This window comes from Patescibacteria group bacterium (genome assembly GCA_028716045.1).
In the GTDB taxonomy this organism is placed as follows: Bacteria; Patescibacteriota; Patescibacteriia; order JAQUQO01; family JAQUQO01; genus JAQUQO01.
In genome coordinates this window covers 314,750-340,588 of the sequence record JAQUQO010000001.1, presented here as the reverse complement: position 1 = coordinate 340,588, position 25,839 = coordinate 314,750, and the positions used below count along the sequence as shown (strand labels likewise).

Genomic DNA, 25,839 nt, shown 5'->3' with positions numbered 1-25,839 from the left:
TCCGCATAACTGTGGATAACTGATAAAAAGATAGCCCTATTTTTTTTACTTAAAAATGGTTTCAAAAAATAATCAAGATTTGTTAGAAATGGAGGGGGAGGTAATAGAATTATTACCTGCCGCTTCCTTTAAAGTTAAATTGGATAACGGCCATGAAATTTTAGGGCATCTTTCCGGAAAAATGAGAATGAATAAAATCAGGCTGTTGATGGGTGATAAAGTAAGAGTGGAAATGACGCCGTATGATTTAACTAAGGGACGAATTACTTATAGATTTTAATTATGAAAGTTCGCGCTTCTGTTAAAAAAATTTGTAAAGATTGCAAAATCGTCCGCCGCAAGGGGCGCGTTTGTGTTATTTGTAAAATTCCTAAACATAAACAAAGACAAGGATAAACCATATGGCAAGAATAGCCGGAGTCAACATTCCAATCAATAAAAGAGTAGAAGTAGCGCTTAGCTATATTTATGGAATTGGTATAAATAACGCGCGGGATATTTTAAAAAGGACTAAAGTGAATCCGGATACCCGAGTTAAAAACTTGACTGATGATGAAGTTAATAAATTACGCAGTATTATAGAAAAAGAATATCGCGTTGAAGGAGAATTACGCCGTGATATTATGAGTAATATAAAAAGGTTGAAAGAGATTGGCTCTTACCGCGGTTCCCGCCATCATAAAGGTTTGCCGGTTCGCGGACAGAGAACTAAAACTAATTCCAGAACCGTGAGAGGTAACACCAGAAGAACTATGGGCAGCGGTAAAAAACCGGCTGGCCAGAAAACATAATTTATTTTTTATGGAAGAAGTTTCTAAAAATACAATTAAAGTTGATGAGGAAAAAGATTTTTTTTCTTCTGAAGCCGCTGCCGCCGCTGCGGTAGCTCCGGTAGCCAAAGAAAAGTCGGAAGCAGATGGTAAAGAAAAAAAAGTGAAGAAAGCAAAAAAACCGGTTAAGCAAGTTACTCAAGGCAGGGCTTACATCCAATCAACATATAATAATACTATTGTCACGATTACCGACCAAAACGGAAATGTTTTGGGTTGGTCCAGCGCTGGCATTTGCGGATTTAGGGGGCCCAAGAAAGCGACTCCTTACGCCGCGGGAATCATAGTAGCCAGTGTTTCAGAAAAAGTCAGACCCTATGGCTTAAAGGATTTGAATGTTTTTGTCAAAGGAGTCGGCGCCGGAAGAGAAGCGGCTATTCGCGCTCTTAATGCCAATGGTTTTAATCTTTTATTAATTAAGGATACAACTCCGATACCTCATAACGGTTGCCGTCCCAGAAGAGCGAGGAGAGTATAAAGTATGGCCAGAAATTTAAACGAAAAATGCAAACAATGCCGCCGAGAAGGGAAAAAACTTTTTCTAAAAGGAGACAAGTGTTCTTCTTCTAAATGTCCCCTGATTAAGCGTAATTACCCGCCGGGAATGCATGGAGTTAAAGGTCAGCCGAGATTGACCGGCTATGGTATTCAGCTTAGGGAAAAACAGCAGGCTAAACGCATGTACGGTCTTTTAGAAAGACAATTTCGTAATTATTGTAAGAAAGCTGTCACGACTAAAGGCGTTACCGGCGATAATCTGCTTCGTTTATTGGAAACGCGCCTGGACAATGTTATTTATCGTTTGGGGCTGGCTAAATCGCGCAACCTCGCCAGACAATTAGTCGCTCACGCGCATTTTACCGTCAACAACAAAAGAGCGGATATACCTTCTTTCAGCGTCAGGACCGGCGATGTTATCAAAGTAAAAGAAAATTCAAAAAAGAAAAATATCTTTGCCGAGACAATTAAAAATATTAAACCGGAAAATATTCCTGACTGGTTAAGTTGGGATGACAAAGAAGCGTCCGCCAAAGTTGTCAAAGATCCGGTAGATGATAAATTAAGGGGAATTATTAATACTAAAATGATTATTGAGTTTTATTCTCGATAATCAAAAAATAATTTTCAACTTATGGAAAATATAATTTTGCCTTCGCAAGTTGAAATAACTAAAAGCAAGGAGGAAAATAAAGCGATTTTTACAATCTCCCCTTGTTATTTTGGTTATGGTTTGACTTTAGGAAACGCCTTACGAAGAGTTTTACTGTCTTCTTTGCCGGGAGCGGCGGTGACCAGTTTTAAAGTTAAGGGTGTTGACCATGAATTTTCGGCGATTCCTCACGTTTTAGAAGATGTGATTGAAATAATTTTAAACCTAAAACAATTGCGTTTAAAAGTTTTTAGCGAAGAACCGGTTAAATTAAATTTAAAAGTAAAGGGTGAGAAAGAGGTTACTGCTGATGATATCTCAAAATCGTCCGACGTGGAAATTATCAATAAAAACCTTCATATTGCCACCTTGACCGATAAAGATGCCGAATTAGATATGGAAATTACCGTTAGCCAAGGCCGTGGTTATATCACTACTGAAATGAGAGACAGAAAAAATTTAGAAATAGGGGAAATCGCCATTGATTCCATATTTTCTCCGGCTAAAAATGTGGGGTTTAAAACGGAGAATGTCCGCGTTGGTCAGATTACAAACTACGATAAATTGATTTTAGAGGTGGTTACTGATGGAACCATCTCTCCGGAGGAGGCCTTTAAACAGTCCGTTCAAATTTTACTTAACCATTTTAATCTTTTGATGGATTTGGTAAATGAGAATAAATCAAAGAAAAAGGCATCTGCTGATAAGGGAGAAATTAAAGAAGAAAATAGTGATGATAAAGGGGAAGAAGAAAAAAATGAGAAAAAAGAAACAAAAAAGAAAGCTGTAAAAAAAACTGCTAAAGCGAAAAAATAATATTTATGCGACATCTAAAGCGGGGCAAAATTTTGGATAGAGCGAAAGCGGCGCGGGGAGCGCTATTACGTTCCTTGGCGACTAGTTTTATTTTGTATGAAAAGATAAAAACGACCGAAGCCAAAGCTAAAGCCTTAAGACCTTTCGTGGAAAAACTTATCACCAAAGGAAAAAGAAACAATCTAACGGTTCGCCGCGAGCTTTTAAGCATTCTTTATACGGAAAGCGCGGTTAAAAAGATACTTGAAGATTTAGCTCCTCGTTATAAAGACAGAAAGGGTGGATATACAAGAATTACTAAAATAATTCCCCGCAAGGGCGATGGAGCCAGAATGGCAAAAATAGAATTTGTATAATATTATGGTAAAAAAGATAGCACGAAAAATTTACAAACTAGACGCTACCGGTAAAATCCTCGGACGATTGGCAAGCACAATCGCTATGATTTTACGCGGAAAAAATAAAGCGAGTTTTGTCCCCAATGTTGACGGCGGGGATTTTGTTGAAGTTAGCAACTCTGACAAAATAAAAGTCACTGGTAAAAAATTAACTCAAAAAACATATTATCACACTTCGCTTTATTTGGGCGGATTAAAAGCTAAAAAGTTAAAAGATATCTCCATGGCCGAGGCCCTGAAAAAAGCAGTTTGGGGAATGTTGCCGAAGAATACCTTAAGAAACGAAATGATTAAACGTTTAATTATTAAATAGTTATGGCGATAAAAACTACGGAAACAATTAAAGACGCGCGCAAATATTTTTACGGAGTGGGGCGGAGGAAAAGCGCTACGGCGCGAGTTCGTTTATATGAGAAAGGCAAAGGTGAGATTAAAATAAACGGGAAGGATTACACACAACATTTTCCGAGAGTTGAACAGCAACGCAATGTATTGGCCCCACTCAAACTGGTCGGCCTTGATAAGAAGGTTGATGTTTCCGTTATAATTAACGGCGGTGGAGTCCACGGTCAATCTGAAGCTGTAAGACATGGTATTTCCAGGGCTTTAATAGCATTAAAACCAGAGGAATTTAAGGCCGTATTGCGAGCGGAAGGATTTTTAACCAGAGACCCAAGAGTTAAAGAAAGAAAGAAACCCGGCCTAAAGAGAGCTCGCCGCGCGCCGCAATGGGCCAAACGTTAAAAATGCGGATAAAAATTAACTTACGGGAATTAAAATTAATCTAATTTAATACAAAAACCGCCTGATTTTATCGGACGGTTTTTAAACTAATTCTTCCTCTCAATCTGGTATAATACAAGATATGCCTACACAAAATCTTGAAGCGTTTTTAAAAAGATACGATTATAAACTTCCGAAAAAATTAATCGCTCAAAAACCGGCTTCTCCTCGTGATAAAGCCAAACTTTTGATTTATAGAAGAAAGGACGGCGCAATTTTTTGGGACACTTTTTCTAATCTGCCAAAATATCTCCCGCCCCGGGCGGTTTTGGTTTTTAATGAAACAAAAGTTATCCCAGCGCGACTTACTTTAAAAAAAGATACTGGCGGTAAGGTGCGTATTTTATATTTAAGTAAAGAGAAAAATGTTTTGAAAGTTATGGCTGACCGCAAAATAAATATCCCTTCCGTTTTGTATTTAGATAAAAGTATGCCCTTAAGGGTAATTAAACAAAAAGGTAAATATTATTTCTTGAAGCCGTCATTCTTGTTTAAAAAATTTTTTGCGGTATTGAATGAAAAAGGTGAGGCCCCTATACCACCGTATATTAAGAACTCGCCGCTTACACCAAGGGAAATCAAAAAACAATATCAAACAATTTTTGCCCGCGAACCGGGTTCAGTCGCGGCGCCTACAGCTTCTTTGCATTTTACCAAACGGCTTTTGACAAAACTCAAAAAACAAGGGATTAAAACTGTCTTTATTACTTTACACGTTAATCTCGGGACTTTTGCCCCGCTTACCGAAGAGAACATCTTATCCGGACGACTGCACAAAGAGTATTATAAAATAGACAGGAACACCGCAAATTTTTTGACTAAAGTAAAAAAGTCGGGGCGACCGGTTATTGGAGTAGGGACTACCGTGGTTAGAACCTTGGAATCGGCGGTTGGCAAACAAGGGAAAATCAAAAAATTGTCCGGAACCACAGATTTATTTATCAGTGAAGGCTATAAATTTAAATCTATAGACGGGCTAATCACCAATTTTCATGTACCACAATCCAGTTTACTGATGCTCGTTGCCGCGCTGATAGGCAGAGAAAAACTTTTATCAGTATACAAAAAAGCTATCAAAAAAAATTGTAAATTCTTTTCTTTCGGCGATGGGATGTTAATTATCTAATATAAGCTGTATTTGCCAAATTTAAAAAGCCACTTTTTTAAGCGGCTTTCATGAGTTCCTGGCGTTTTTGCATCAACCTTTGATGAATGTTACTTTTTGCTTCCGCAGAAAGATGACATGTTTGAAGCCACCTTTCTGATTCCGCCAATAATCTTCCTTCCAAAACCTCATCAAAATTATCAGGGAGTGACTCATCCCACTCTTTTAGTAGCTTTCTGTCCATCTTGAACCCTCCTCAAATGGAAAATTATTAAAAGATTATCTCGTTTTTATTCTAACATATATAAATTAAAATTACAAGACTTATCAAAGGACCCCTGTTAAAAATCACTTAGGCCTTTTTTGCTTTAATTTTTTTAAAAACAATATAGTAAGTATGCCTTTGTATTGCAGATAATTTTAAATCAGAAAAAGTTTTTATTAGGGCCTTTTTAATAATTTTAAACCTATCTTTAGGTAGTAATCCCCTTAACCATTCTGTTCGGGCGGAATTTTTATAAGTAAACAATTTATCGTTTTTAGTAAAATTTCTCTTAACCTCATAAATATTCAAATGGTTAAAGCCAGCCTTTTTTATTAGTGAAATAGCTTCTTTTAAATACTTTGCGTTTAAATTTGGCAAATCATCTAAATATCTATGATTTATATCTGGATATTGGTTTTCAATAGCTTCCTTAAGATTCTTTCTGAATTGCCAATAAAATTTTCTTGTTTTTTTATGAAGTAAATTATCACTAGTTAAACTTAATACAAATCTCCCATCGGGTCCCAGGGCTCTCTCAATTTTTTTAAGCAATGCTTTTTTATTTTTTATCCACAGCCACGAAGCTAAAAGCAACACAACATCAAACTTTCGGATACCTATTAGTTTATTTAAACTTTGAACGTCTCCGTGTTTAAATTTAGCATTTTTAAAACTACAAAATTTCCTAGCATATTTAATAAAGAGTTTGGAATTATCAATGCCGACTATTTCTCCTTCTTTGCCAATTTGTTCGCGAATGACTTTTGCCGTAAAACCGGGTCCGCAACATAAATCTAAAACCGTCCACCCTTCTTTTATGGGTGTAAATTTTACAACTCTTTCGCCCCTATTTCTCCAGCCAAATCGTTGCCGGTCTTTAATATAATATCTCGTGGCGTCTTTATTGTTATAAGAGTTTGTTTCCATAAATTTATTTTGTTATTTTACCATTTTTAAGAAATATTGTCTTTTACTGCAAAATCAGCTAAAATATAAGAACTATATGCAAGAAGGGGCGCAAATAACCAGAAATACGGCTTATCTGACTGGAGCGTTTATAGGGCAAAAAATTTTGTCCTTTATTTTTTTTACTTTAATTGCCCGTTTAGCCGGAGTAGAGGATACCGGTAAATATTTCTTCGCCCTTTCTTTTACCACAGTTTTTTCTATTTTTGTTGATTTAGGCCTTTCGTCCGTATTGGTTCGCGAGGTCGCGAAATTTAAGGGGAAAACCATTGAATATCTAAACAATATTTTGGGCGTTAAATTGATTCTCTCTTTTCTCGCTTCCGCCGCCGTAATTATTTTTATTAATTTATTGGGTTATAGCGAGATTACCAGACAGCTTGTTTATATTGCCTGCGTTATCATGCTTTTAGATTCTTTTCATTTAAGTTTTTACGGTATTTTTCGCGCTCATCAAAATCTAAAATACGAAGCTTTGGGCGTAATAATCGGTCAGACACTTACCTTGATTATCGGTGGCTCCGCCCTAGCGTTTCATTGGCCGATACATTGGTTGATTATCGCCGTTCTAAGCAATAGCTTATTTAATTTTATCTATTCCCTGCTTTTACTGGTTAAAAAATTCCAATTTTGGCCAACCCTTTCGTATAACAAAGAAATAATTAAATTTCTTTTTAAAATAGCCATACCTTTTGCTTTAGCGGGAATTTTTGTAAAAATAAATTCCGTGGATTCAGTTTTGATTTCCAAAATGCTTTCCGAAACGCATGTTGGCTGGTATAGCGTACCTTATAAAATTACCTTCGCTTTACAATTTATTCCCATGGCTTTTGCCGCTTCTATTTTTCCGGCGATGAGCTCCTGTTATGTTTCTGCCAAAGAAAAATTGTCGGGGATTTTTGAAAAATCAATGTTTTACTTAATGATAATTTCCATCCCAACCGCCATCGGCACGGCGGTCTTGGCACCCGAGCTTATCAAAACGGTTTACGGTAATAACTATCTGACTTCCATCCCGCTTTTACAGATTTTAATTTTTTCCATTATCCCAATATTTTTAACATACCCCGTCGGTTCCTTAATGAATGCTTGTGATAAACAAACTACACATACAACCAATATGGGGATTGCCTCGTTAATAAATATAATTTTAAATATAATACTTATTCCGCGATTGGGACTTTTGGGGGCCGTAATTTCCGCCCTATCTGGCCATAGTTTATTTTTAGTACTGGATTTGTTCTGGGTTTTTCGAATTGTGCCTGGAACAGGCCTAAATTTGCTCAAATTTGCCCTTAAAACGACGATTTCTGGGGTCTTTATGGGTTTTATGGTATTTTATACTAAAACGTATATAAACTGGATTTTAGGGGTTCCCGCGGGGATTATCTCTTTTTTTGGTTTTTTGATGTTGGTTAGGGGTTTAACCAAAGAAGATGTGACTAAAATTTTTAGAACACTTTTCAAAAAAGAGGATAGCACTTAAGATTTTATGAAAAAAATTCTTCTTATTACTCTTGAATTTCCACCGCAAATTGGAGGGATAGCCAACTATCTTTACAATATCTTTTCTCATTTGCCGGAAGACAGGATTTGTGTTTTAGCGAATAAAATTTCCGGCGACAAGGAGTTTGATAAAAGGCAGAATTATAAAATCTATAGGAAAAAATTACTTTATAAAATTTTCAGGCCAAAATGGTTAAGGGCTTTTTTGCCCGCGCTGAAAATTGTCAGAAAAGAAAAGATAGAAGTGCTTCATATCAGCCACGTCTTGCCGATGGGATATGTGGCGTATCTTTTTAAAAAAACTTTCCGGATTCCTTACGTTGTTTACACGCATGGATTAGACATACTTCATCCGCAAAGTCATCCGCGAAAAAAAATCTGGCTTGTAAAAATTCTTCAAAATGCCGAGCTGGTGGTTGCCAACAGTTCTTTTACTGCCAATGAGGTGAATAAATTAGGTGTTCAGAAAGAAAAAATTAAAATCATCAATCCCTGTCTTGATTTATCCCAATATCAAAAACCAACAAGTGAGGATATAGAAAAATTGAAAAATGCGTATGGATTAAAAAATAAAAAAATTCTTTTAACAATTGGCCGGTTGGTTGAGAGAAAGGGGATAGATATGGTAATCAAAGCATTGCCCGAAGTTTTATTAAAAATTCCCGATTTAATTTATGTGATTGTTGGCGATGGAGCGGATGAAGAACGGCTAGGGGGTTTAGTTGAGAAAAACAATTTAGAAGATAAGGTGATTTTTATCGGCGGAATAAAGCCGAAAGATTTGGGTTTATACCATAGTTTAGCTGATGTGTTTATAATGCCCTCGCGACAATTAGCCAATGGCGATGTAGAGGGATTTGGCATAGTTTATCTAGAAGCTAATTTATTTGGTAAACCGGTTATTGCCGGTCGCAGCGGCGGAGTTCCCGATGCAGTAAAAAATGGTGTTAATGGGCTTTTAGTAAATCCGGAAAATGTGGAAGAAATAACGGGGGCAATTATTAAGTTATTCTTAAATCAAGAATTGTATAATCAACTGGCGGAGCAAGGGGAAAGGGGGGTAAGGGAGAAATTTATTTGTCAGAATTTTAATAATTTCTTAAAATAAAACTGCCTCTTACTTGTTGGTAAAAGGCAGTTACTCTTCAACTACTTCAACTATTTCAATTTCAATATCCCTGATTTTTTCATAGAAATAGCCAAAAAATAATACTGTGAGTTCCGCGGAACTCAATCTTTGAAAAACCAAAATTTTAACTTCACCCTCTTGTTTGATTGCCGAAAAACATCGGCTTTTAGATAATCCTTTAGATAGAAGCTCTAAGAGCAGATAATCAGTCTTGGAATTCCAAATTTTTTCATCTCCGATATTAGGGATAGTCATTACCTTGTCTTTTTCATCATCAAGTTCATTAACTTCTACAGCAACAACACCCAAATCATTAATTGCCGGATGGCTGAGGATTTCCGAAAGTAAGATGTTTTTTTGCCCCGGTTTAATATCAAAGGGGAAATTGAAAAAGAAAGTATTTTCCAGATTCCGGTTATTTGCCTTTTCTAAAAACCGCGCCGTTTTTTTAAATTTAATTAAAGCAGGGTTCTCGGTTTTTTTCACTTCTTCACCTCCTTAAAAAATATGGTTACTTTTACTTCTTTCGGGGCAATTCTTTCAACCTTGATTTTTTCTATAAACATTTTTTTAAAACTGAAAAAGATAGAAGAAAGAACTTTGTTGTTCTTTTTAACATAGGCTTTGCCTTCAGAAGGTACTTTCACAGTCACTCCCCGATATTTTACTTTTTCCACTTTTTCTGTTACCAACCCTATTAATACTTCCACTGTATTTCCTCCGTGTTTTTCTTTAACATAAAGTTCCATAGCGTATTCCTCCTTTGATTATTAAATTGTTAAAGTTCTTATTGGTTTATATATCAAATTAGCATTTTTATCTAAATATGTCAACACCTCCCAAAATAAGTATACTTATTCCGGCCTATCAGGCGGGAAAAACAATTTCCCGTTGTCTGGAAAGTATTTTTAGCCAAACTTTCCAGGATTTTGAAGTTATTGTGGTTAATGATGGCTCTATTGATGACACTCTTCAAAAATTGGAAAAATATCAAACTCGTATTAAAATAATCAACCAACAGAATGGAGGGGCGCCGAAGGCGAGAAACAGGGGATTTCAAGAGTCACGCGGGCGATATATTTTATTTTGCGATGCGGATATAATTTTAAAACCCGACGCCCTGCAAAAAATGATAGGAGTTTTAGAGGCTAATCCGGAAATTTCTTATGTTTATTCCTCGTTTTATTTTGGCTGGAAAAAATTTAAACTTCACGAGTTTGACGGCGAAAAATTAAAACAATATCCTTACATTCATACCACCGCGCTGATTCGCCGCGAACATTTTCCCGAATTCGATGAATCGTTAAAAAAATTTCAAGATTGGGATTTGTGGCTGACCATGCTGGAGCGCGGTTATGTCGGCAAATGGATACCAGAATTTCTTTTTAGAGCTCAAGCCGGAGGAACAATGAGCAATTGGTTGCCAAGTTTTATATATAAAATTCCCTGGAATAAAATCGGCTGGAAACCGAAGGTTGTAAAAAAATACGAAGCAGCCAGGGAAATTATTAAAAAGAAACATGGATTATAACTAGAAATATGGACTTATCTATAATCATCGTCAGCTGGAACGTCAAAAACTTGCTTCAAAAATGTCTGGAATCAATTTATCGTGAAACAAAAAATATCTCTTTTGAAATTTTTGTAATTGATAATGCCTCAACTGACGGAAGCGCAGAAATGGTCAGAAATAATTTTCCGCAAGTTAAATTAATAGTGAATAAAAAAAATGAAGGGTTTGCTAAAGGGAATAATCAGGGGATTAAAGAAAGCCATGGCGATTTCATTTTAATTTTAAATCCGGATACGGAAATTTTAGATGGGGCCATAGAAAAAACGCTGGATTTTATTAAATCAAAAAAAGACGCCGGAATCGTCGGTTGCCAAATTTTAAATGCAGATAAAACAATTCAGCCGTCGGTTCGCAGATTCCCCTCATTCTGGCCGATATTTTTAATTTTTTTAAAACTGCCAAAACTTTTTTCAAATCTAAGCACTGTCAGCAGGTATTTAGCAACTGATTTTAATTACCAATCCATGGCGGAGGTTGAGCAGGTGATGGGCGCTTTTATACTTATAAAAAGAGAGTTGTTTGAAAAAGTTGGGTTATTTGACGAAAAATTTTTTATCTGGTTTGAAGAGGTTGATTTATGCAAACGAGCTCAAAAAAATGGTTATAAAGTTTATTTTGCACCGTTGGGCAAAATTATCCATTATGGCGGACAAAGTTTTGCCCAGCAAAAAGTAATTAAAAAACAATGGCTGTTTTTTCGCAGCGCCTGGTATTATTTTATAAAAAATGGATTCTAAATAACTTATGAACTTCTTCGGAAAATATTTTAAAATTACTACCCTCACACTTCTTTTTATTGAATTACTTTCTTTTTTGGGGTATTTATTTACGCCCCTAAACCATCTCTTTTTCTTTTTGATTATAATAATTACCCTTATTCTGTCCCTTAGAAAACCAGAATATGGAATTTTTATACTTTTAGGGGAATTATTTGTCGGGTCCAAGGGTTATCTTTTTTTCTTTGAGTATAACGGGATAATTATTTCATTGAGAATAGCTTTGTTCTTAGTGGTAATGTCTGTTTGGTTTTGGCAATTACTAAAAACAAAAAAAATACTTTTTAGAGAATCAAAACTGTTTTGGCCATACATTTTAATTTTTCTGGCTATTGGGTGGGGGATAGTAAATGGTTTACTAAGAAATGAGTTCAGCGCCGCTTTTTTTGACGCTAATGCCTGGGTTTATTTTGCTTTAATTTTTCCATTTTATGAAATTTTGAAAAACAAAAGTCAATTTTATAACCTGCTTCAGATTTTCTTTGCCGCAACTATCGTTCTGTCCTTAAAAACATTCACTCTGCTTTATATTTTTTCTCATAATTTATGGGAAGTGAGCATTCCTCTTTATCATTGGGTAAGAAATTCCGGAGTGGGGGAGATTACTTTTGCGGGGGGAAATTTTTATCGGATATTTATCCAGTCGCAAATTTTTGTTTTGGTGGGAATTTTTATCACCGCTGTTTTTATTGCGATGATTATAAAAAAGAGTGGGGGAATAAAAGTCTGGCTGGAGGATAAAAATTTTTTACCTTTGATTTTACTTTTTATCTCGTATGGCGCGGTTATTATCATCAGTTTTTCCCGAAGCTTTTGGCTGGGCGGGGCGGCGGCGGGAATTTTATTTTTACCTTTATTATTTTGGCTAAGCAATAAACAACTAGTTTCTGTTTTAAAAAGTTGTCTCTATTTTATTTTATTGTTAATAATAAGTTTTGGTTTGGTTTATACCATGGCGAATTTCCCTTACCCCAAAGTATTAGGCGGATTTTCGGCTTCCTTGTTTGGCGACAGATTCACTAATTTGAGCGAGGCCGGAGCCTCCAGCCGTTGGCAACTTCTTCCGGAACTTTGGAAAGAAATCAAGAAAAATCCTATTGCCGGTGAAGGATTTGGCGCTGCTGTAACTTATAAAACCTCTGACCCGCGAATTTTAGAAACCACTGCTGATGGACTTTATACAACCTCTGCTTTTGAATGGGGATACTTAGATATTTGGTTAAAATTGGGTTTTTTTGGTCTCGCAATTTATCTTCTGCTTCTTTACAAAATATCTAAACAAGGATTCGTGAAGTGGAAAGGTTTAAAAAATGAGAGCGCTGGTTATTTGATTTTGGGAACAATTTTGGGCTTAATCGCTATTATCGGAACTAATTTTTTCAGCCCTTATCTCAACCATCCGCTGGGAATCGGATACCTTATTCTTTGCAGCTCTTTATTTGAATCGGCGATTATGTCAAGTACTTAACATCTCAGTCGCGATCGGCGGGTCTTGACAAATAAATTTTTTGCGCTATAATACGGAATCTGTAAAAGGAGGAGAAATGGAGAGAAAAATACTTGCTTTCTTAAAAACTTTTTTTCTGTGCTGTCAGGTGGGCATAGGCTTAATTACTGTTTATACCCTCTATATTCCGCTTAAAATTGCGGATGTGTACTGGAAACACCCCGAATTTTTACCAAAAATTTTGCCCACCCTTACTTTTGTTCTTTTTACACTTTTGCTGCTGTTTTTTATAGCAAGATTTCTTTGGAAAATCGCCAAAAGTGTTCACTAACCGCGATAATAAATCGCGGTTTTTTAATATTGACTTTTTTAAACCCTTGGGGTATATTAGCTGTGTTAGCGGTAAGTTACGGTTCTTTGACAAACAGTGTTTGTACGTCGTCATTAACGCATTTGGGTCGGGTCCGAAATATTTAGTAGGACCAAACCACCAAGAAACATGAAATATTTAGTAGTGTTTTAAGGGTTGAACTCAAATGACGGCCTCTTTTCTTAACCCGGGCCATGTGCCCATAATTAGGAGGTTTTTACAATGAACGAGCAAACAATAAAACTTTGTGAAGGGTGTTATTTGGTTAAAACGGAAATAGGAGGAGTGCTGTTTGGCGCGCCACCCGAGGTGGTAAAAAAAATATTGCAAACACCCGATTCTCCTAGGGTGAGAATTGTCGTTGCCCCCTCCGTCCCTTATGTCGGCGGCAACTCTCAATTCTCCTTTGAATTTATTCTCTATTATCATCTTTTCAATTCCGGCGGATTTTCTAGAGGAGAAAAATTGATAATCGTCGGCACAAAAAAACAGTGCCAACAGATTGAGACGATTTTACGTATTACTCTTTTAGGACCGACTGACGAAGAGATGAAACGTTGGGGAACTTCTAAGGGAGTAGCAGAGATGCTCCGCCGCGAAATGGACCACTTTGCCCTCAAAAGAGATGGTAAAATTCTCCAAATTCGTGATTTAGTGGATTTTCACTATTTTAACGAGTTGGGAGAAGTGGTAATTCAAGAAGGGGCTAGAGGTGTTAAAATCGCTAAACTCGACAAAAACATCTTTTTGGTCAACGACCTCGATGTTATTAATCTCAATTTTGAAGGAGAACAAATTCCTCCGTTTCCCTTGCCAGTTTTCTACAAAGCTGTTGAGCCGTCAAGTCTCGGCTTAGAGGTGCTAAGTGCGTCAAACGGTTTTGACCCCGAGAACGCTTGCAGCGGTCTTATAGCTGGAGCGAGGGGACTTTTCTATCTTATTGATTCTATGCCGTACGTAGCCGAAGTGGTAGAAAGAATGGGATTGAGCTTACTTCAGATAGAAGCCGTCTGTCCGACTCATGTCCATGACGACCACTGGGCCGCATCATCAATTCACCGCAAGGACAAAAAGCTAAAAGTGATTACTACTCCGGAAATTTTCGGCTCACTCTGTCTGAAAATCTCGGCTATCTGGGATATCGACGAAAACGAGGTAAGGGGGTACTTTGACTTTGTCCTCCTTACTCCGACTAAACCGGTAAAAATCCCTGGCGGTTGTATTACCGCTCATTACAACGCGCATAGTATTCCTACTATCGGCTTCACTTTTTCAATAGTGGATAGTAACGGAGAAAAGAAAAGTCTTCTTATCGGCGGAGATAATCTTTCCTGGACCGGCATAGAGGAGCTTCACCAAAAGGGGGTTATTTCGGATAATCGCCGAGATCGCCTCTTGGAAATACTCAATGCCACTAAACGGGAGGACATAGTAATGGCCGTTTATGACGCCGGCGGGGCGCCCCTTCATGGGAAACCCGTAGACTTCGCTTCTTACATCGAAAGTAACCCGGAAGTGAGAGAAAAGATTTTCTTAACCCACAGTAACTCTTCTAAGCTTCCCCCTGAAATCAAAAATCATCTTCTCCGACCTACCCAGCATTTTAATCTGGTACCAGGTAACAGCGACCTATTTGATGTAATAAGCATCCAAGATGCTCTTAATCAACTCGGGGTTGACCGATCCTGGCTTTCTGCTTTTCTACAAAGCGGAACAATCCAAAATAAACCGACTGGAACAGTAGTAATAGAAGAGGGAAGTAAAGCGGACAATGTCTATGTGGTTTTAAGTGGCATATTTGAAGTATTGGTCGGCTCCAATTCTTCTCAAAAGAAAATTGCCCTACTGCAAGCCGGGGATATTTTTGGGGAAATGGCTTTTGTCCAACGAAAACCGCGAAATGCAACCGTTAGAGCCGTTTCGCCAGTGAAAATATTCTCTATTCCCGGAGAAATTTTTACTGAGTTTATAAGTCATAATCCCGAAACAATCTCAGCTCTTCAGACTATGTGGAAAACAAGAGATTTTCTCCGTCGGGTGAAAATTTTCGCTGAGGTTTCAGCTCAACTGCTCGCGAAAATCAGTTCTTTCGCTGAAAAAATGGTCTTTCCCGAGGGAATGATTATCATCAACGAAGGGACAACTTCAAAGGATTGTTATGTCATCTTTGAGGGCGAAGTAAGTGTGGAAAAAGGAGGGGAGCAGATTGCGGTTCTTGGCCCGCGAGATATTGTGGGCGAAATTGTAGCTCTTGAGCTACAGAAAGAAAGAACCGCCACAATTAAAGCGATTAGCAGGGTGACTGTTTATAAAATAAACGCTACCCAGTTTAATCAGCTTTATCTCACTGTCCCCTCTGTCCGTCGTCACCTACGTTTTATCCTCACTCAGCGAGGATATAGCCCCGAGGCATAGCTTTCCAAAAACAAAAAGAATTGTAACTATACCGCAAAAACCACGGAATCATCCGTGGTTTTTCTATTTTCTATAAAATTTATCCTAATTCCGCACCAATTATATTTTTATATCCTCGCCTGAATTCTTGTCCGGTTAATTCCTTTTTGCCTTCAAGTTGTAGTTTTTCTAAAATCAAACTTCCTTTGCCGCAATAAATCCCCATGTTATCGTCATCGATTAAGAAAACTTTTCCAATATCTTGCGCCGGGTTATTATCCGTATTTAAAATCCTAATAGCGTTTAATTTTAATCGTTTCCCGTCCCAAAAAGTAAAAATTCCCGGCCAGGGAGTAAAAGCGCGCCATTGCCGCTCTATTTCTTCGGCTGATTTAAACCAATCAATTTGGCCATCTTCGCGAGTAGTTATTTTTGTAAAAGTTGCCTGCTCGTGATTTTGTTCTGTAGGTTTCATTTTCCCCGACAAATAATCGGGTAAAATCTTAATAAGTAAATCAGCTCCTAAAACAGACAATTTTTTGCTAAGCGTTTCCGTTGTGTCGTTATTCGTGATTCCTAATTCCTGCTTTGCCAATACTGGGCCGTGGTCCATTTTTTCATCAATAAGCATTATAGTTACTCCTGTTTTTTCCCCACCATTCAATATTGCTGTTTGAATAGGGGAGGCGCCTCGATATTCTGGCAAAAGAGAGCCGTGGATATTAATCACGCCATATTTAGGAATTTTTATAATATTTTGAGGGATAATTTTCCCATAAGCCACCACTACGATTAAATCGGGGCTTAATTCTTTTATCTGGTTTAACGCATTCTGTTCTTTCAAATTTTGCGGTTGGAAAATAGTTAGATTATTTTTCAAAGCCAATTCTTTAACGGGGGATTTTGCCAATTCTTTATTTCTTCCAAGTGGTTTATCCGACTGGGTAAATACGCCAATAATCTGATAATTTTTTATCAGTTTTTCTAAAATAGGCACTGCGAATTCGGAAGTGCCCATAAAAATTACTCTTTTACTATTTTTGAACATTAATATTGACAAAAAATATTTAATATTATATTATTTAACCGATTGTCCAAAAGAGACAACTCCAACCCGGCAGAGGGGAGAGCTATAATTGTGTAGCTCTCCCATTTTATTTTTTCAATCTGTCAATAAATAAAATACCGTCTAAATGGTCATACTCATGTTGAATCACCCGGGCAAGCAGACCGCTCGCTTTAATTTTTATTTTTATACCCTGCTCGTTATAAAAAGACACTTCTACGCTTTTACTTCTCTTTACTGGACCCCATACTCCTGGCAATGACAAACATCCCTCGTCGGCTATTTCTTTCCCGAGAGATTTTTTTGTTATACGAGGGTTAATAAAAATCAAAGGTTTTTCTTTGGTATCAACACAAAACAAACGGATATTTTCTCCGATTTGTGGAGCAGCTAAACCAACACCTTTTTCTTCTTTCATCGTCTTTATTATATCGCCAATCAACTCCTTGATTTCTGAAGAGGTAATTTTTTCGGTGGCTAACTCCACCGACTTTCTGCGCAATATTTTATTTTTTTCACCCTTTTCTATGGGCAATTTTTTAGCCATATATTTTATATTGACCAAACATTATAGTATTTGGCAATAAAAAAGTCAACTCTAAAGAAGATTACTCGGGTCTATATCAATTAACCAGTTTGCCGGCACGACTTTCAAAATTTCATAAATTTTATTCCAAGAATCCTGGCGGACTTTAAGCACTAAATTCCAGCGATATTTTCCGCGTATTTTTAAACCATAATACTGGATCGGGGGAATTAATTCTACTCCAGCTAATCCTTTGATTTTACTTGCTAATAGTTTATAAATTTTCGCTGACTCTCTTTCGGCTTTTTTATCATTACTATCTTGATAAATAAGTTTAATCAGATGCGAATATGGGGGATAAGAAAAAGAGTTCCTAATTTCCAGCTCTTTGTTAAAAAATTCCTGCCAATCTCCATTCTTTAAATATTGAAAAACTGGATTATCCAGGGAGTGTGTCTGGATAACAAGTGGCCCATCAAAATGCGTTTTTAAATTGGCTAAAAAATGGCCTTGCTTTTCTCTGGTCCTGAAATCTTGATGGTTTATAAAATTATCAAAATTAAGCACACCGACAAGCCCGATTTTACTCCAATCTAAACGTTGCCAAATAAAGTTTGTGCCAATAATAATATCGGCCTTGGCGAGTATTTTTTGATCTAAATCCTTTTTATCAACATCAGCATCCAATCTTAAAGAAATCGCGTCGGGAAATTTATTTTTTATAAAAAATTCTACTTTTTGTGTGCCTTTGCCGGAAAATTTTAGATTAGTCCCGGAACAGGCGGGGCAGGCAAGCGGAAAAGGAAACTCTTTATTACAATGCCGGCAACGTAGAATTTTTCCGTACTCTGCCAAGGGTAATTGGCATTCTCCGCATGAAAAAACATAGGAACAATCACCGCAATAAATGTACGTGGCGCCACCGCGGCGATTTAAAAATAGTAGTGTCTGTTTTTTATTTTTTAAAACACCGGCAATTTTTTCCTCCAGGAAATCGCTTAGTAACGAATAATTACCGGCTCGAATTTCTTCGTTTAAATCTATGATTTTTAAATTGTCATATTTTATTTCCGTACTGCTTAAAATTTTTATCTTACCGGATTTTATTTGTGGGTACATTTCCAGCCGGGGTAGGGGACTGGAAAAAATAACCGAAATATTTTTAAGTTTGTTTATTTGTATAGCCAAACTGCGAGCGTCGTAACGCGGGTTTGGCTCTTCTTGTTTAAAATCATCACTGAATTCTTCGTCCAAAACAATCGCCCCAATATTTTTCAAGGGAGAAAAGATAGCGCTGCGAGTTCCAATAATGATACTTTTTTTGTTATTTAAGATATTGAGCCACTCGGTATAAAAAGAACCTTTTGATAAATTATTTAATAACAGAGATGTTTGTCCTTTAAAATGCTGAATAAAAAAATTATTCAATTCTATCGCCCCACTGATAGTTGGCGATAAAAACAATGTTTGCCTATTTTGCCCCTGATTTTTTCGAACCGTGTCTAAATAAAAAGAGTGTTTTTCGTCCTGATTTTTATATTGAAAATAACCCAATCCCCTTGGCCGTGGCTTGACCTCAAAATTAATTGAAAGATTAGAAGTGATTATTTCTTGGGACTGGGATTTTCTTTTGGGAAAATCGGGGATAAATTGTTTGGCGGACAGCCCCCAAGAAATGAAATAATAATTAGCCAGCCATTTTATTAGCTCAATATCCTCTCTATCAAAAACCGGCGGGTTGATAGGTATTTTTATTATGGCTTTCAATTTTTTAAATTTTGATTCACTGCCTTTTTTTATATTATAAACCAGCCCTTCAATTTTTTGGCCACGGAAAGGTATTTGAACTATCTGCCCCACGCGCAGACTACTCTTCAGCTCCTCGGGAACCAAATAGTCAAAGTAGGTAAAATTTCTCGGCAATTTTATTGCCGGTATAATTTCGGCAATCATGGCTATATTTTACCCTATCTGATAAGAAAAAAAAAGCGCCGGAGACCCCCTCTGGGTTCCCGGCGCAATAATTTTAGAGTTTTTTAGGAAAAATTTCCTAGAGGACTTTCCGGTGACGCTTTTGCGCGCTTTTTATCCGTCGCCAGAACTAACTCATCGGGAGGGAGAACAACCGTTCCCCTAAACTCTCTGGTACGCTTGGCCAAAGACATACCTCCTAAAACCCGACGTATCAAGTTAAAATTAACTCAATACAATATTTTGGCAGAACAAAACTCCCTTTTTCCCGCCGGCGCGTTAAACGCACAACGGGGGGAGATGCTATTTTGGGGCGGTTTTTACCGCACCCTTTCTCTGACCATACTATAGCATAATTCTAAAAACCTGTCAAGCGCCAAGATATTAAACAATTCGTATTTATAAAATTGACTAAAAATACTCGCCTTGTTCAACCTTTGTATATTTCCAAAGTTTCCTCGGCAATTTTATCCCAATTGTAATTTTTTTCTATAAATTCTTTCCCTTTTTCTCCCCGTTCTCCCACTATTTCCGGGTGATTAACCAACTCTTGTATTTTATTCTTTAAATCTTCAACGTCTTTATTTTTAAAGCTCACTCCACTGTGGTCAATCAGTTCCAAATTTTCCGGAATGTCACTCATTAAAACACAGCGTCCGTAACTCATTGCCTCTAAAATAGTAAGGGATAATCCTTCAAATTCTGACGGATGAACATAAATATAGGCATTACCAAATAGCTGTGCTAAATCTTCTCCGCTTTGAAAACCGGTAAAAATAATATTACTGTTATTTTCGGCGAGCTCCCGCAGATATTTAAAATAATCGTCGGTATAGCTTGCCGCGCCGACTATAACCAATTTTTTATCAACATTTAATTCATTATAAGCTTTCAAAAGATGATGAATTCCCTTGTGCTCTATCAAACGAGCCACCGTCAAAATATAACTATCTTTTTCTAACCCCCATTTTTTTATTTTGTCACTATTCGGCGGCGGCTGGGGAATTACTCCATTAGGAATATAAACGGGATATTTTTTAAATTTTTTCTGGCAATATTTCTGTATGACATGAGAAACGGCAATGGTTTGGTGGGGAAAAGCGCAAGCGGTAAATTCTCCCCAGGAAAGATACAGACGGGCAAACCAGCCCCATTTCTTGTGGAATTTATCCTGACTATGGAAAGTAATAATCACTTTTGTCTTTGGTTTAAAAATACGCGGGATAAACGCCAGCGTGGACGGCCCCACGCCGTGGTAATGAATTACGTCCGCTTTTTGAAATAAAGCCCGAATGGTGGCCAAAAAACTGTAAGTAATCGTATCTAAATTTTTTGTGGATATAGATGGAATATAAACCAACTTTATGCCGCGATATTCACTGATTTTTTTAACATAAAAACGAGGGCGCACATAAGCGATAACTTCATGCCCCCTCTCCGCCAAACGAGCGCCCAATTCTTCAATGTGTTTTTCTACGCCCCCGCTTATCCCGGCCAAGGGGATAGCTTTTGGACCTATAAATAATATTCTCATTAGATTTTAAATTTTACCGTTAAATATCCTACGCCAAACGGATGTTCGTAAGAAATAATATTAACTTCATAGTTCATCTCGTGAATAATCCCGAGAAGCATTAATAATGAACGAAAGGAACATTCTTTCGCTTCTTCAATAATTTCGTTATCAATATCTAAAAGCCCTTTTATGTCTTTGCTTTTCAAAAAATCTATAAGTAACTGGTCATAGAGAGAGCCTTTTTTAGAATAACTGCCCGGCGAATTCTTGGTCAAAGTATGAGATAAATCGCCCGCCGCTATCACCGCAATGCGTTTTTCACTTTCCCAAATAACCTCTTTTAATAATTTCCCCAGCTTGAAATGCGTTTCTTTGTCGGCTAAGGAATAAGAAAATGGAACTACTTTTATCCCGGGTAAATTTTTTGTTAGATAAAAAAGCGGGGCAATAGTCCCGTATTCCAAATTATTTTCTGTTTTAAGCACCAAGGGAACCTCGTCTTCGATTTTATCCCTTACTTCATTAATTAAAACAACGTCACCATTAAAGCAAACTGCTGTGGTCAAATCACTGAATTCTTGAAAATCTCCGCGATACTTAGTGTTTAAATTAATTATAAAATGGTCCGAAAGAAACGAATGGTGTCCGGAAAAAACAATAATCGTTTCTGGCTTGGCCTCAATCAATTCTTTATTCAAACTCTCCATCGCCTTAATTGTCTTTCCTAAATGAGCTAAATTCTCCTTGCCGATATTAGGAATCAAAAGGGGAGTATGGGGAGTAAAAGCGGCAAATACCAACATAGGGTTATTTATTAATGGCTATTTCAACTTCTCCGGAAGTCAAACGTACTGGTTCGCCAAAAGAATGCGCTTCCAAGGCTTTCTCATTCGTAATTATTACCTGCCCCCATTTATACCCAAGCCCTTCAAAAATTTCAGCTGAAGGAATGGGACGTTTCAAACCATTAGAAATAACATAAACCGACGGGGAAACGGCGGATTTCACTAGCTCTCCTTCTTTAAATTTCAGAGGTTCGCTATCGGGGTATTTTCCTAACTCTTCAGCCGAGACGGCGACAATTTTTTTGTTTTTAAAATTACTTTTTAAAATTTCTTTGGCCCAAATAGGATGCTTAACCCCGTTTTCCACATAATAAACTCCTCCGGTTTTTTTATTTTGTAATAAAGCCCCTGTGGGGTAGACGCTTTCTGCGGTTATGGGCGCACCTTCGATGTATTGCGCCAATTCTTCCTGTTCTACGTCAATAATTTCTTCGGAGTTAAAACCGATTGCCCTAAACGCCTCGCGCGAGGCAATGCCGCGTAAAATATCGTCAACCAACAAATAAACCGTTCCGCGGGGAGAACGCAAAAGAGAATAATTAGAAAATTTTATTGGTTTGCCGATTTCGTATTTTAGTAAATCATTTTTGGCGACTTCAATCACTTTCTCTAAACTATAGCGAGAAAGCAGGGCGGACTTTGAGAAAAAAGGCCGCCTTAAGCCATTTTGTATCAGCCAAACTCCGGCTTCCTCTTTATCTTTTAGTAATGAGCCGTCGGGATAAAATTTAGTAAACCATTCGGTCCATCTTTTCCAGAGAAGGGAATTGGCTCCATATTTTGAAGTCCCGCCGCCATACTTTCCAACCCAAGGGTTATAGGTATAAAGAGCGGCGGTGGCGGAATTGGCAGGGACAACCTTTATCCCATCTAAAGTTTTTTTAGTCACCCCCGGACCCCAACCGGTAAAAGTTTTTCCGTTTTTAGCGATTTCATCTAAATACCAACGATTAAGCTCCGCCGCCCAACGTATCTGTTTATCAAAACCTTTATATTTTAAAATAATTTCCGGGTCGTCTTTGGAGCAACTATCACAAATGCCCGCTCCCATGGCCCAATCTAAATCATCACTCGTGAATGTAGAAGCGGTGACTAAACCTGATTCTTTCTGAAGTAAAGTTAATAAAAATTTAGGACTAATGTTATTTACCTGCGCGGACTCATAAATCAACTCCGAGGTGGTTTTTAACTGGCCATCAACAAGCATTTTGTAATCAGCCACTGCTCCGCCTTTGGATTTGATGAAAAACTCAATCGCCTGCGGCCCGCTATAAGCATCTTTGTCAGTAAACTCATAATCGGATAAAATATAATCGGGGTTAAAGGTAACGGCAAGAATAGGGGATAAGGGCAGGAAGAACATGCTAAAAATCACCGTAATTATAAATATATTTTTTGTTGCCTTAGCCATAATTTTGATTTTATTAATTGCCTTTTTATTATATAAAAAAAACGTTAATATCGCAAGGCTAAAAAAATAAATAAACTTCTTGACAAAACGGTAGTATTTATTTAATATACAATATACCCAAAAGGGTTTAATATAAAGGTCTTTAACAACTTAAGGAGTAAAAACATGGCACAGCAGAAGAAAGCATTCTGCAGTGCCAAAGCGCTGCAGAATCTCAAAAAAGACAATATTTTTGTTCAAAAACTGGAAAAATGGCGTAGAAATAAAGATTATATTTCTACCGGCAAAAAAAGCGACGGGAGTGTGGATACGGGAACCGCCCCCAATCAACGACTAGCTGACATTTTAAGGGAAGGTATTTCTTCGTCAGGCGAAACAGCCGAACTAAACGAATTTATTCTGGGTATAGGGTATGTGCTAAGTAAGGTTAAAAAAGACGTTTCTGAATTGATGACTGAATATCTACCACCCTCTATACAAGATTCTCTAAAACCGCTTCTGGGGTCAACGGTTATTATTGGAATGCTGGAACTCTTTAAGCAGTGGAAAGAAATAGAACTTGCCAATGAGAATAAGGAAATATTTTCAAGGGAAGAATTTGAAATTTTACGGACCATAGAATTAGTCAGAAAATACTTCCTTATAGGCGCTAAATACAAGGACTGGAAAACACCGCTTCGAGAATGGCAAAAACAAGATGAAGAGCAGGAAGAAGCTATTAAAACTTATTTAGTGAGTAAGGGGATTTTTTCTAATATCAAAAAAGAGAAGTGGTTTATTTTCTATGACCCGCTAAATCAATGGAAATGCGTTTCCATGATTTCTTCTGAAGATTTTCTAAATGGCAAGAATATCCCAGCAAATATGTGCTACGAAGCAGAAGACGTTGAGATAGTCACCCTAAACATAGATGATTCATCTGAGAAAAAGGTTAAGGCATTGTTGGCCAGCAGAAAAAAAGGTTATATGTCAACTATAGGCAGGATGTTGCGAAACAAAGAACTAAACCCCGAATTTCTCCCAGATCGTTACGGCATACGCCTTGCTTACTTTTCCCTGGAAGATATGAAAAGAGGTGAGGAATTTGTCCAAAAAAAACTATGGGAAATTACCGAAGGAGTTAAAAACGTCCCCAGCTTAAACAAGTTTTCTGCTAAAAATTTGATAATTGAAAGCCAATTTGCCTTTATTGACGGTAAATACCGCGAGATTCAACATCTGCCCGTAGAACATCTCTACAACATTTGCAATTCTATTGCCCCGGAAAATCACACTCTCTATCATGCGCGGTGGTATGCTGCTAAAAATGGTCTCTTCTCCCAGCTTTTTCCCAAAGAATTGTTTGGTATAAACTGGAATAAAAAAAAGGTGCAAGAACAAATATTCAGTTACATCAAGCAACGATTTGAGGAGAGAAACAAGAAATTTAAACCCGCGCCCCCTTCATCTGCCGAACTTGCGTCCTTTTAGTAAAAGTTATAAACTTTTACTAAAAGGACGTTTTTTATTTTACATACATGTTTAAAAATATTGAAAAAATTAGACAACTGTTATCTCAAAATTATCCCAAGGTAAATGTTGAGTTAGTGGAAAGGGCCTACAATTTTGCGGAAATGGCCCATCAAGATAATAAACGCTTTTCCGGAGAACCCCAAATAAACCATTCCGTAAATACCGCTCTTCATCTTGCCGAATGGAAATTGCCTATTAATTTTGTCGTCGCTGGGCTACTTCATGATGTCCCGGAATACACTAAATACACTATCGCTGACATAGAAACAAATTTTAGCCGAGATGTAGCCAAGATGGTTGAGGGGGAGATGAAGCTGGACAGTTTGAGGTATCGCGGAGAAAAAAAATACGCGGAAAACTTGCGCCAGATGTTTATTTCCGTAGCGGATGACGTGCGGATTATTTTTATTAAATTTGCTGATAGAATTGACAACTTAAAATCACTAAGCTTTCTGCCGGAAAATAAACAAAAACGCCTGGCGATAGAAAGTCTGGAAATTTATGCCCCGATTGCCAATCGTCTCGGGATGGATGTAATTCGCCAGCAATTGGAAGATTTATCGTTTAAGTATGTTTATCCCGAGGATTACGAAAAAACATTGAACTTGGTAAAAAATGTTTACGCGACCAAAGAAGGTTATCTGGAGAAAATAAGAAAAATAGTTAGCAAAGATTTGGTCAAGGGCGGCATCAGAGTGGCAGAAATTCACAGCCGCAAAAAAGGTCTTTACGGGGTTTATAAAAAGTTAGCCGCCAGAAATTGGAATCCTAATAATATCTACGACATCTTTGCTTCGCGTATCATCGTGGAATCGGAAAGTGACTGTTATTCAGCTCTCGGTATACTACACCATCGCTGGAAACCGGTAAAAGGAAGGATTAAAGATTATATTTCTCAACCCAAGCCGAATGGCTATCAATCTCTTCATACCACGGTTTTTTGCGAAGACGGAAAAACGGTTGAGTTTCAAATCCGCACCAAAACAATGCACGAAGAAGATGAATATGGTCTGGCTTCGCATTGGTTTTATAGAGAGCAGGGGGAGGGTCAGGAAAATAAGAAAAAACACATTGCCTGGCTAAGGGAATTTTCTAAAATTCAAAAGGAGATTAAAGAAAAAACAAAATTCTTTGAAAATATAGATTCCTTAAAAACCGACATCTTTCAAAAAAGAATTTTTGTTTTTACGCCAAAGGGCGACATTATTAATCTGCCAGAAAACGCCACGCCCGTGGATTTTGCCTATGCCATACACACTGAATTGGGGCATAAATACGCGCGGGCTAAAGTAAATGATGAATTAGTGTCTGACGATTATAAATTATTGTCCGGAGACAAGGTGGAAATAATCATAGAAAGAAGCCGAAAAAAACCCGACCCCGCCTGGTTGAAATCAATTAAAACCCGCAAAGCTAGAATGATGATAAAAGAAAAAATTTAAATTGAACTTTTAAAATTGAATTGACATAAATAAGTTTAGGAG

General features: G+C 37.3%; 29 protein-coding genes. 19 read left to right on the top strand and 10 right to left on the bottom strand.

What is annotated here, in order from left to right; genetic code table 11:
• Positions 1-55 precede the first annotated feature (55 nt).
• The 10 genes from infA to queA all read left to right on the top strand — a co-directional run bounded on the left by infA (position 56) and on the right by queA (position 5,103).
• Entirely contained in the window at positions 56-280 is a 225-nt protein-coding gene (gene infA / locus PHG22_01760) for a translation initiation factor IF-1 (protein MDD5490504.1), read from the top strand.
• A 2-nt stretch (positions 281-282) separates the two neighbouring features.
• Positions 283-396 (top strand): 50S ribosomal protein L36, encoded by a 114-nt coding sequence (rpmJ, locus tag PHG22_01755; GenBank protein ID MDD5490503.1) that lies wholly within the window; start codon positions 283-285, stop codon positions 394-396.
• 5 nt (positions 397-401) lie between these two features.
• Positions 402-791: a 30S ribosomal protein S13 gene (rpsM, locus tag PHG22_01750; protein MDD5490502.1), complete on the top strand. Its 390-nt coding sequence runs from the start codon at positions 402-404 to the stop codon at positions 789-791.
• Between the two features lie 142 nt (positions 792-933).
• Positions 934-1,308, top strand: a complete 375-nt coding sequence (gene rpsK, locus PHG22_01745) for a 30S ribosomal protein S11 (GenBank protein ID MDD5490501.1) — start codon at positions 934-936, stop codon at positions 1,306-1,308.
• 3 nt (positions 1,309-1,311) lie between these two features.
• A complete protein-coding gene (gene rpsD, locus PHG22_01740; GenBank protein ID MDD5490500.1) occupies positions 1,312-1,941 on the top strand; it encodes a 30S ribosomal protein S4 in 630 nt (209 codons plus the stop codon).
• Positions 1,942-1,962: 21 nt separating this feature from the next.
• The gene (locus PHG22_01735) at positions 1,963-2,796 is read left to right on the top strand and encodes a DNA-directed RNA polymerase subunit alpha (protein MDD5490499.1); all 834 of its coding nucleotides are present in this window, start codon (positions 1,963-1,965) and stop codon (positions 2,794-2,796) included.
• 5 nt (positions 2,797-2,801) lie between these two features.
• Complete coding sequence (gene rplQ / locus PHG22_01730; GenBank protein ID MDD5490498.1) at positions 2,802-3,152, top strand: 50S ribosomal protein L17; 351 nt, start codon at positions 2,802-2,804, stop codon at positions 3,150-3,152.
• Positions 3,153-3,156: 4 nt separating this feature from the next.
• Positions 3,157-3,507, top strand: coding sequence for a 50S ribosomal protein L13 (gene rplM / locus PHG22_01725; GenBank protein ID MDD5490497.1), 351 nt, complete (start codon positions 3,157-3,159; stop codon positions 3,505-3,507).
• A gap of 2 nt (positions 3,508-3,509) precedes the next feature.
• A complete protein-coding gene (gene rpsI, locus PHG22_01720; protein MDD5490496.1) occupies positions 3,510-3,938 on the top strand; it encodes a 30S ribosomal protein S9 in 429 nt (142 codons plus the stop codon).
• A gap of 121 nt (positions 3,939-4,059) precedes the next feature.
• A complete protein-coding gene (queA, locus tag PHG22_01715) occupies positions 4,060-5,103 on the top strand; it encodes a tRNA preQ1(34) S-adenosylmethionine ribosyltransferase-isomerase QueA (GenBank protein MDD5490495.1) in 1,044 nt (347 codons plus the stop codon).
• 37 nt (positions 5,104-5,140) lie between these two features.
• Here queA and PHG22_01710 read toward each other — a convergent pair whose 3' ends face one another.
• Both PHG22_01710 and PHG22_01705 read right to left on the bottom strand, forming a co-directional pair.
• A complete protein-coding gene (locus tag PHG22_01710; protein ID MDD5490494.1) occupies positions 5,141-5,326 on the bottom strand; it encodes a hypothetical protein in 186 nt (61 codons plus the stop codon).
• Between the two features lie 108 nt (positions 5,327-5,434).
• Positions 5,435-6,274 carry a class I SAM-dependent methyltransferase gene (locus tag PHG22_01705; protein ID MDD5490493.1) on the bottom strand — a complete coding sequence of 280 codons (840 nt, stop codon included), beginning with the start codon at positions 6,272-6,274 and terminating at the stop codon, positions 5,435-5,437.
• Between the two features lie 76 nt (positions 6,275-6,350).
• On the opposite strand from PHG22_01705, the gene PHG22_01700 reads away from it, so the two are divergent.
• On the top strand, positions 6,351-7,799 hold the full coding sequence (locus tag PHG22_01700) for a flippase (GenBank protein MDD5490492.1): 1,449 nt from the start codon (positions 6,351-6,353) through the stop codon (positions 7,797-7,799).
• A 6-nt stretch (positions 7,800-7,805) separates the two neighbouring features.
• The gene (locus PHG22_01695) at positions 7,806-8,927 is read left to right on the top strand and encodes a glycosyltransferase family 4 protein (protein ID MDD5490491.1); all 1,122 of its coding nucleotides are present in this window, start codon (positions 7,806-7,808) and stop codon (positions 8,925-8,927) included.
• A gap of 30 nt (positions 8,928-8,957) precedes the next feature.
• Here PHG22_01695 and PHG22_01690 read toward each other — a convergent pair whose 3' ends face one another.
• Both PHG22_01690 and PHG22_01685 read right to left on the bottom strand, forming a co-directional pair.
• The gene (locus tag PHG22_01690; protein MDD5490490.1) at positions 8,958-9,434 is read right to left on the bottom strand and encodes a hypothetical protein; all 477 of its coding nucleotides are present in this window, start codon (positions 9,432-9,434) and stop codon (positions 8,958-8,960) included.
• A complete protein-coding gene (locus tag PHG22_01685; GenBank protein MDD5490489.1) occupies positions 9,431-9,697 on the bottom strand; it encodes a hypothetical protein in 267 nt (88 codons plus the stop codon). Before PHG22_01685 ends, PHG22_01690 begins: the two co-directional genes overlap by 4 nt.
• A gap of 77 nt (positions 9,698-9,774) precedes the next feature.
• On the opposite strand from PHG22_01685, the gene PHG22_01680 reads away from it, so the two are divergent.
• The 5 genes from PHG22_01680 to PHG22_01660 all read left to right on the top strand — a co-directional run bounded on the left by PHG22_01680 (position 9,775) and on the right by PHG22_01660 (position 15,529).
• The gene (locus tag PHG22_01680; GenBank protein MDD5490488.1) at positions 9,775-10,479 is read left to right on the top strand and encodes a glycosyltransferase family A protein; all 705 of its coding nucleotides are present in this window, start codon (positions 9,775-9,777) and stop codon (positions 10,477-10,479) included.
• Between the two features lie 8 nt (positions 10,480-10,487).
• Positions 10,488-11,258 carry a glycosyltransferase family 2 protein gene (locus PHG22_01675; GenBank protein ID MDD5490487.1) on the top strand — a complete coding sequence of 257 codons (771 nt, stop codon included), beginning with the start codon at positions 10,488-10,490 and terminating at the stop codon, positions 11,256-11,258.
• Positions 11,259-11,265: 7 nt separating this feature from the next.
• The gene (locus PHG22_01670) at positions 11,266-12,765 is read left to right on the top strand and encodes a hypothetical protein (protein MDD5490486.1); all 1,500 of its coding nucleotides are present in this window, start codon (positions 11,266-11,268) and stop codon (positions 12,763-12,765) included.
• Between the two features lie 76 nt (positions 12,766-12,841).
• Positions 12,842-13,075: a hypothetical protein gene (locus PHG22_01665; protein ID MDD5490485.1), complete on the top strand. Its 234-nt coding sequence runs from the start codon at positions 12,842-12,844 to the stop codon at positions 13,073-13,075.
• A gap of 261 nt (positions 13,076-13,336) precedes the next feature.
• Positions 13,337-15,529: a cyclic nucleotide-binding domain-containing protein gene (locus tag PHG22_01660; protein MDD5490484.1), complete on the top strand. Its 2,193-nt coding sequence runs from the start codon at positions 13,337-13,339 to the stop codon at positions 15,527-15,529.
• A gap of 79 nt (positions 15,530-15,608) precedes the next feature.
• Here PHG22_01660 and fmt read toward each other — a convergent pair whose 3' ends face one another.
• The 6 genes from fmt to PHG22_01630 all read right to left on the bottom strand — a co-directional run bounded on the left by fmt (position 15,609) and on the right by PHG22_01630 (position 22,843).
• Positions 15,609-16,526, bottom strand: a complete 918-nt coding sequence (gene fmt, locus PHG22_01655) for a methionyl-tRNA formyltransferase (GenBank protein ID MDD5490483.1) — start codon at positions 16,524-16,526, stop codon at positions 15,609-15,611.
• A gap of 136 nt (positions 16,527-16,662) precedes the next feature.
• Complete coding sequence (gene def / locus PHG22_01650) at positions 16,663-17,121, bottom strand: peptide deformylase (protein ID MDD5490482.1); 459 nt, start codon at positions 17,119-17,121, stop codon at positions 16,663-16,665.
• A gap of 51 nt (positions 17,122-17,172) precedes the next feature.
• Complete coding sequence (gene priA, locus PHG22_01645) at positions 17,173-19,053, bottom strand: primosomal protein N' (GenBank protein ID MDD5490481.1); 1,881 nt, start codon at positions 19,051-19,053, stop codon at positions 17,173-17,175.
• Between the two features lie 448 nt (positions 19,054-19,501).
• Positions 19,502-20,605, bottom strand: a complete 1,104-nt coding sequence (locus tag PHG22_01640) for a glycosyltransferase family 4 protein (protein MDD5490480.1) — start codon at positions 20,603-20,605, stop codon at positions 19,502-19,504.
• Complete coding sequence (locus tag PHG22_01635) at positions 20,605-21,390, bottom strand: class III extradiol dioxygenase subunit B-like domain-containing protein (GenBank protein MDD5490479.1); 786 nt, start codon at positions 21,388-21,390, stop codon at positions 20,605-20,607. The genes PHG22_01640 and PHG22_01635 overlap by 1 nt, the downstream gene beginning before the upstream one ends.
• 4 nt (positions 21,391-21,394) lie before the next feature.
• Positions 21,395-22,843, bottom strand: a complete 1,449-nt coding sequence (locus PHG22_01630) for a hypothetical protein (GenBank protein ID MDD5490478.1) — start codon at positions 22,841-22,843, stop codon at positions 21,395-21,397.
• A 165-nt stretch (positions 22,844-23,008) separates the two neighbouring features.
• Between PHG22_01630 and PHG22_01625 the strand changes: the two genes are divergently transcribed.
• Both PHG22_01625 and PHG22_01620 read left to right on the top strand, forming a co-directional pair.
• Positions 23,009-24,313, top strand: coding sequence for a hypothetical protein (locus tag PHG22_01625; protein ID MDD5490477.1), 1,305 nt, complete (start codon positions 23,009-23,011; stop codon positions 24,311-24,313).
• 47 nt (positions 24,314-24,360) lie between these two features.
• Positions 24,361-25,797, top strand: a complete 1,437-nt coding sequence (locus PHG22_01620) for a RelA/SpoT family protein (protein MDD5490476.1) — start codon at positions 24,361-24,363, stop codon at positions 25,795-25,797.
• Positions 25,798-25,839 lie beyond the last annotated feature (42 nt).

What these genes read in the sequence shown, in the direction of transcription:
- infA (MDD5490504.1), top strand. Translation starts at nt 56, where the DNA reads ATGGTTTCAAAAAATAATCAAGATTTGTTAGAAATGGAGGGGGAGGTA.
- rpmJ (MDD5490503.1), top strand. Translation starts at nt 283, where the DNA reads ATGAAAGTTCGCGCTTCTGTTAAAAAAATTTGTAAAGATTGCAAAATC.
- rpsM (MDD5490502.1), top strand. Translation starts at nt 402, where the DNA reads ATGGCAAGAATAGCCGGAGTCAACATTCCAATCAATAAAAGAGTAGAA.
- rpsD (MDD5490500.1), top strand. Translation starts at nt 1,312, where the DNA reads ATGGCCAGAAATTTAAACGAAAAATGCAAACAATGCCGCCGAGAAGGG.
- PHG22_01735 (MDD5490499.1), top strand. Translation starts at nt 1,963, where the DNA reads ATGGAAAATATAATTTTGCCTTCGCAAGTTGAAATAACTAAAAGCAAG.
- rplQ (MDD5490498.1), top strand. Translation starts at nt 2,802, where the DNA reads ATGCGACATCTAAAGCGGGGCAAAATTTTGGATAGAGCGAAAGCGGCG.
- rplM (MDD5490497.1), top strand. Translation starts at nt 3,157, where the DNA reads ATGGTAAAAAAGATAGCACGAAAAATTTACAAACTAGACGCTACCGGT.
- rpsI (MDD5490496.1), top strand. Translation starts at nt 3,510, where the DNA reads ATGGCGATAAAAACTACGGAAACAATTAAAGACGCGCGCAAATATTTT.
- queA (MDD5490495.1), top strand. Translation starts at nt 4,060, where the DNA reads ATGCCTACACAAAATCTTGAAGCGTTTTTAAAAAGATACGATTATAAA.
- PHG22_01710 (MDD5490494.1), bottom strand. Translation starts at nt 5,326, where the DNA reads ATGGACAGAAAGCTACTAAAAGAGTGGGATGAGTCACTCCCTGATAAT.
- PHG22_01705 (MDD5490493.1), bottom strand. Translation starts at nt 6,274, where the DNA reads ATGGAAACAAACTCTTATAACAATAAAGACGCCACGAGATATTATATT.
- PHG22_01700 (MDD5490492.1), top strand. Translation starts at nt 6,351, where the DNA reads ATGCAAGAAGGGGCGCAAATAACCAGAAATACGGCTTATCTGACTGGA.
- PHG22_01695 (MDD5490491.1), top strand. Translation starts at nt 7,806, where the DNA reads ATGAAAAAAATTCTTCTTATTACTCTTGAATTTCCACCGCAAATTGGA.
- PHG22_01685 (MDD5490489.1), bottom strand. Translation starts at nt 9,697, where the DNA reads ATGGAACTTTATGTTAAAGAAAAACACGGAGGAAATACAGTGGAAGTA.
- PHG22_01680 (MDD5490488.1), top strand. Translation starts at nt 9,775, where the DNA reads ATGTCAACACCTCCCAAAATAAGTATACTTATTCCGGCCTATCAGGCG.
- PHG22_01675 (MDD5490487.1), top strand. Translation starts at nt 10,488, where the DNA reads ATGGACTTATCTATAATCATCGTCAGCTGGAACGTCAAAAACTTGCTT.
- PHG22_01670 (MDD5490486.1), top strand. Translation starts at nt 11,266, where the DNA reads ATGAACTTCTTCGGAAAATATTTTAAAATTACTACCCTCACACTTCTT.
- PHG22_01665 (MDD5490485.1), top strand. Translation starts at nt 12,842, where the DNA reads ATGGAGAGAAAAATACTTGCTTTCTTAAAAACTTTTTTTCTGTGCTGT.
- PHG22_01660 (MDD5490484.1), top strand. Translation starts at nt 13,337, where the DNA reads ATGAACGAGCAAACAATAAAACTTTGTGAAGGGTGTTATTTGGTTAAA.
- fmt (MDD5490483.1), bottom strand. Translation starts at nt 16,526, where the DNA reads ATGGGCACTTCCGAATTCGCAGTGCCTATTTTAGAAAAACTGATAAAA.
- def (MDD5490482.1), bottom strand. Translation starts at nt 17,121, where the DNA reads ATGGCTAAAAAATTGCCCATAGAAAAGGGTGAAAAAAATAAAATATTG.
- priA (MDD5490481.1), bottom strand. Translation starts at nt 19,053, where the DNA reads ATGATTGCCGAAATTATACCGGCAATAAAATTGCCGAGAAATTTTACC.
- PHG22_01640 (MDD5490480.1), bottom strand. Translation starts at nt 20,605, where the DNA reads ATGAGAATATTATTTATAGGTCCAAAAGCTATCCCCTTGGCCGGGATA.
- PHG22_01635 (MDD5490479.1), bottom strand. Translation starts at nt 21,390, where the DNA reads ATGTTGGTATTTGCCGCTTTTACTCCCCATACTCCCCTTTTGATTCCT.
- PHG22_01630 (MDD5490478.1), bottom strand. Translation starts at nt 22,843, where the DNA reads ATGGCTAAGGCAACAAAAAATATATTTATAATTACGGTGATTTTTAGC.
- PHG22_01625 (MDD5490477.1), top strand. Translation starts at nt 23,009, where the DNA reads ATGGCACAGCAGAAGAAAGCATTCTGCAGTGCCAAAGCGCTGCAGAAT.
- PHG22_01620 (MDD5490476.1), top strand. Translation starts at nt 24,361, where the DNA reads ATGTTTAAAAATATTGAAAAAATTAGACAACTGTTATCTCAAAATTAT.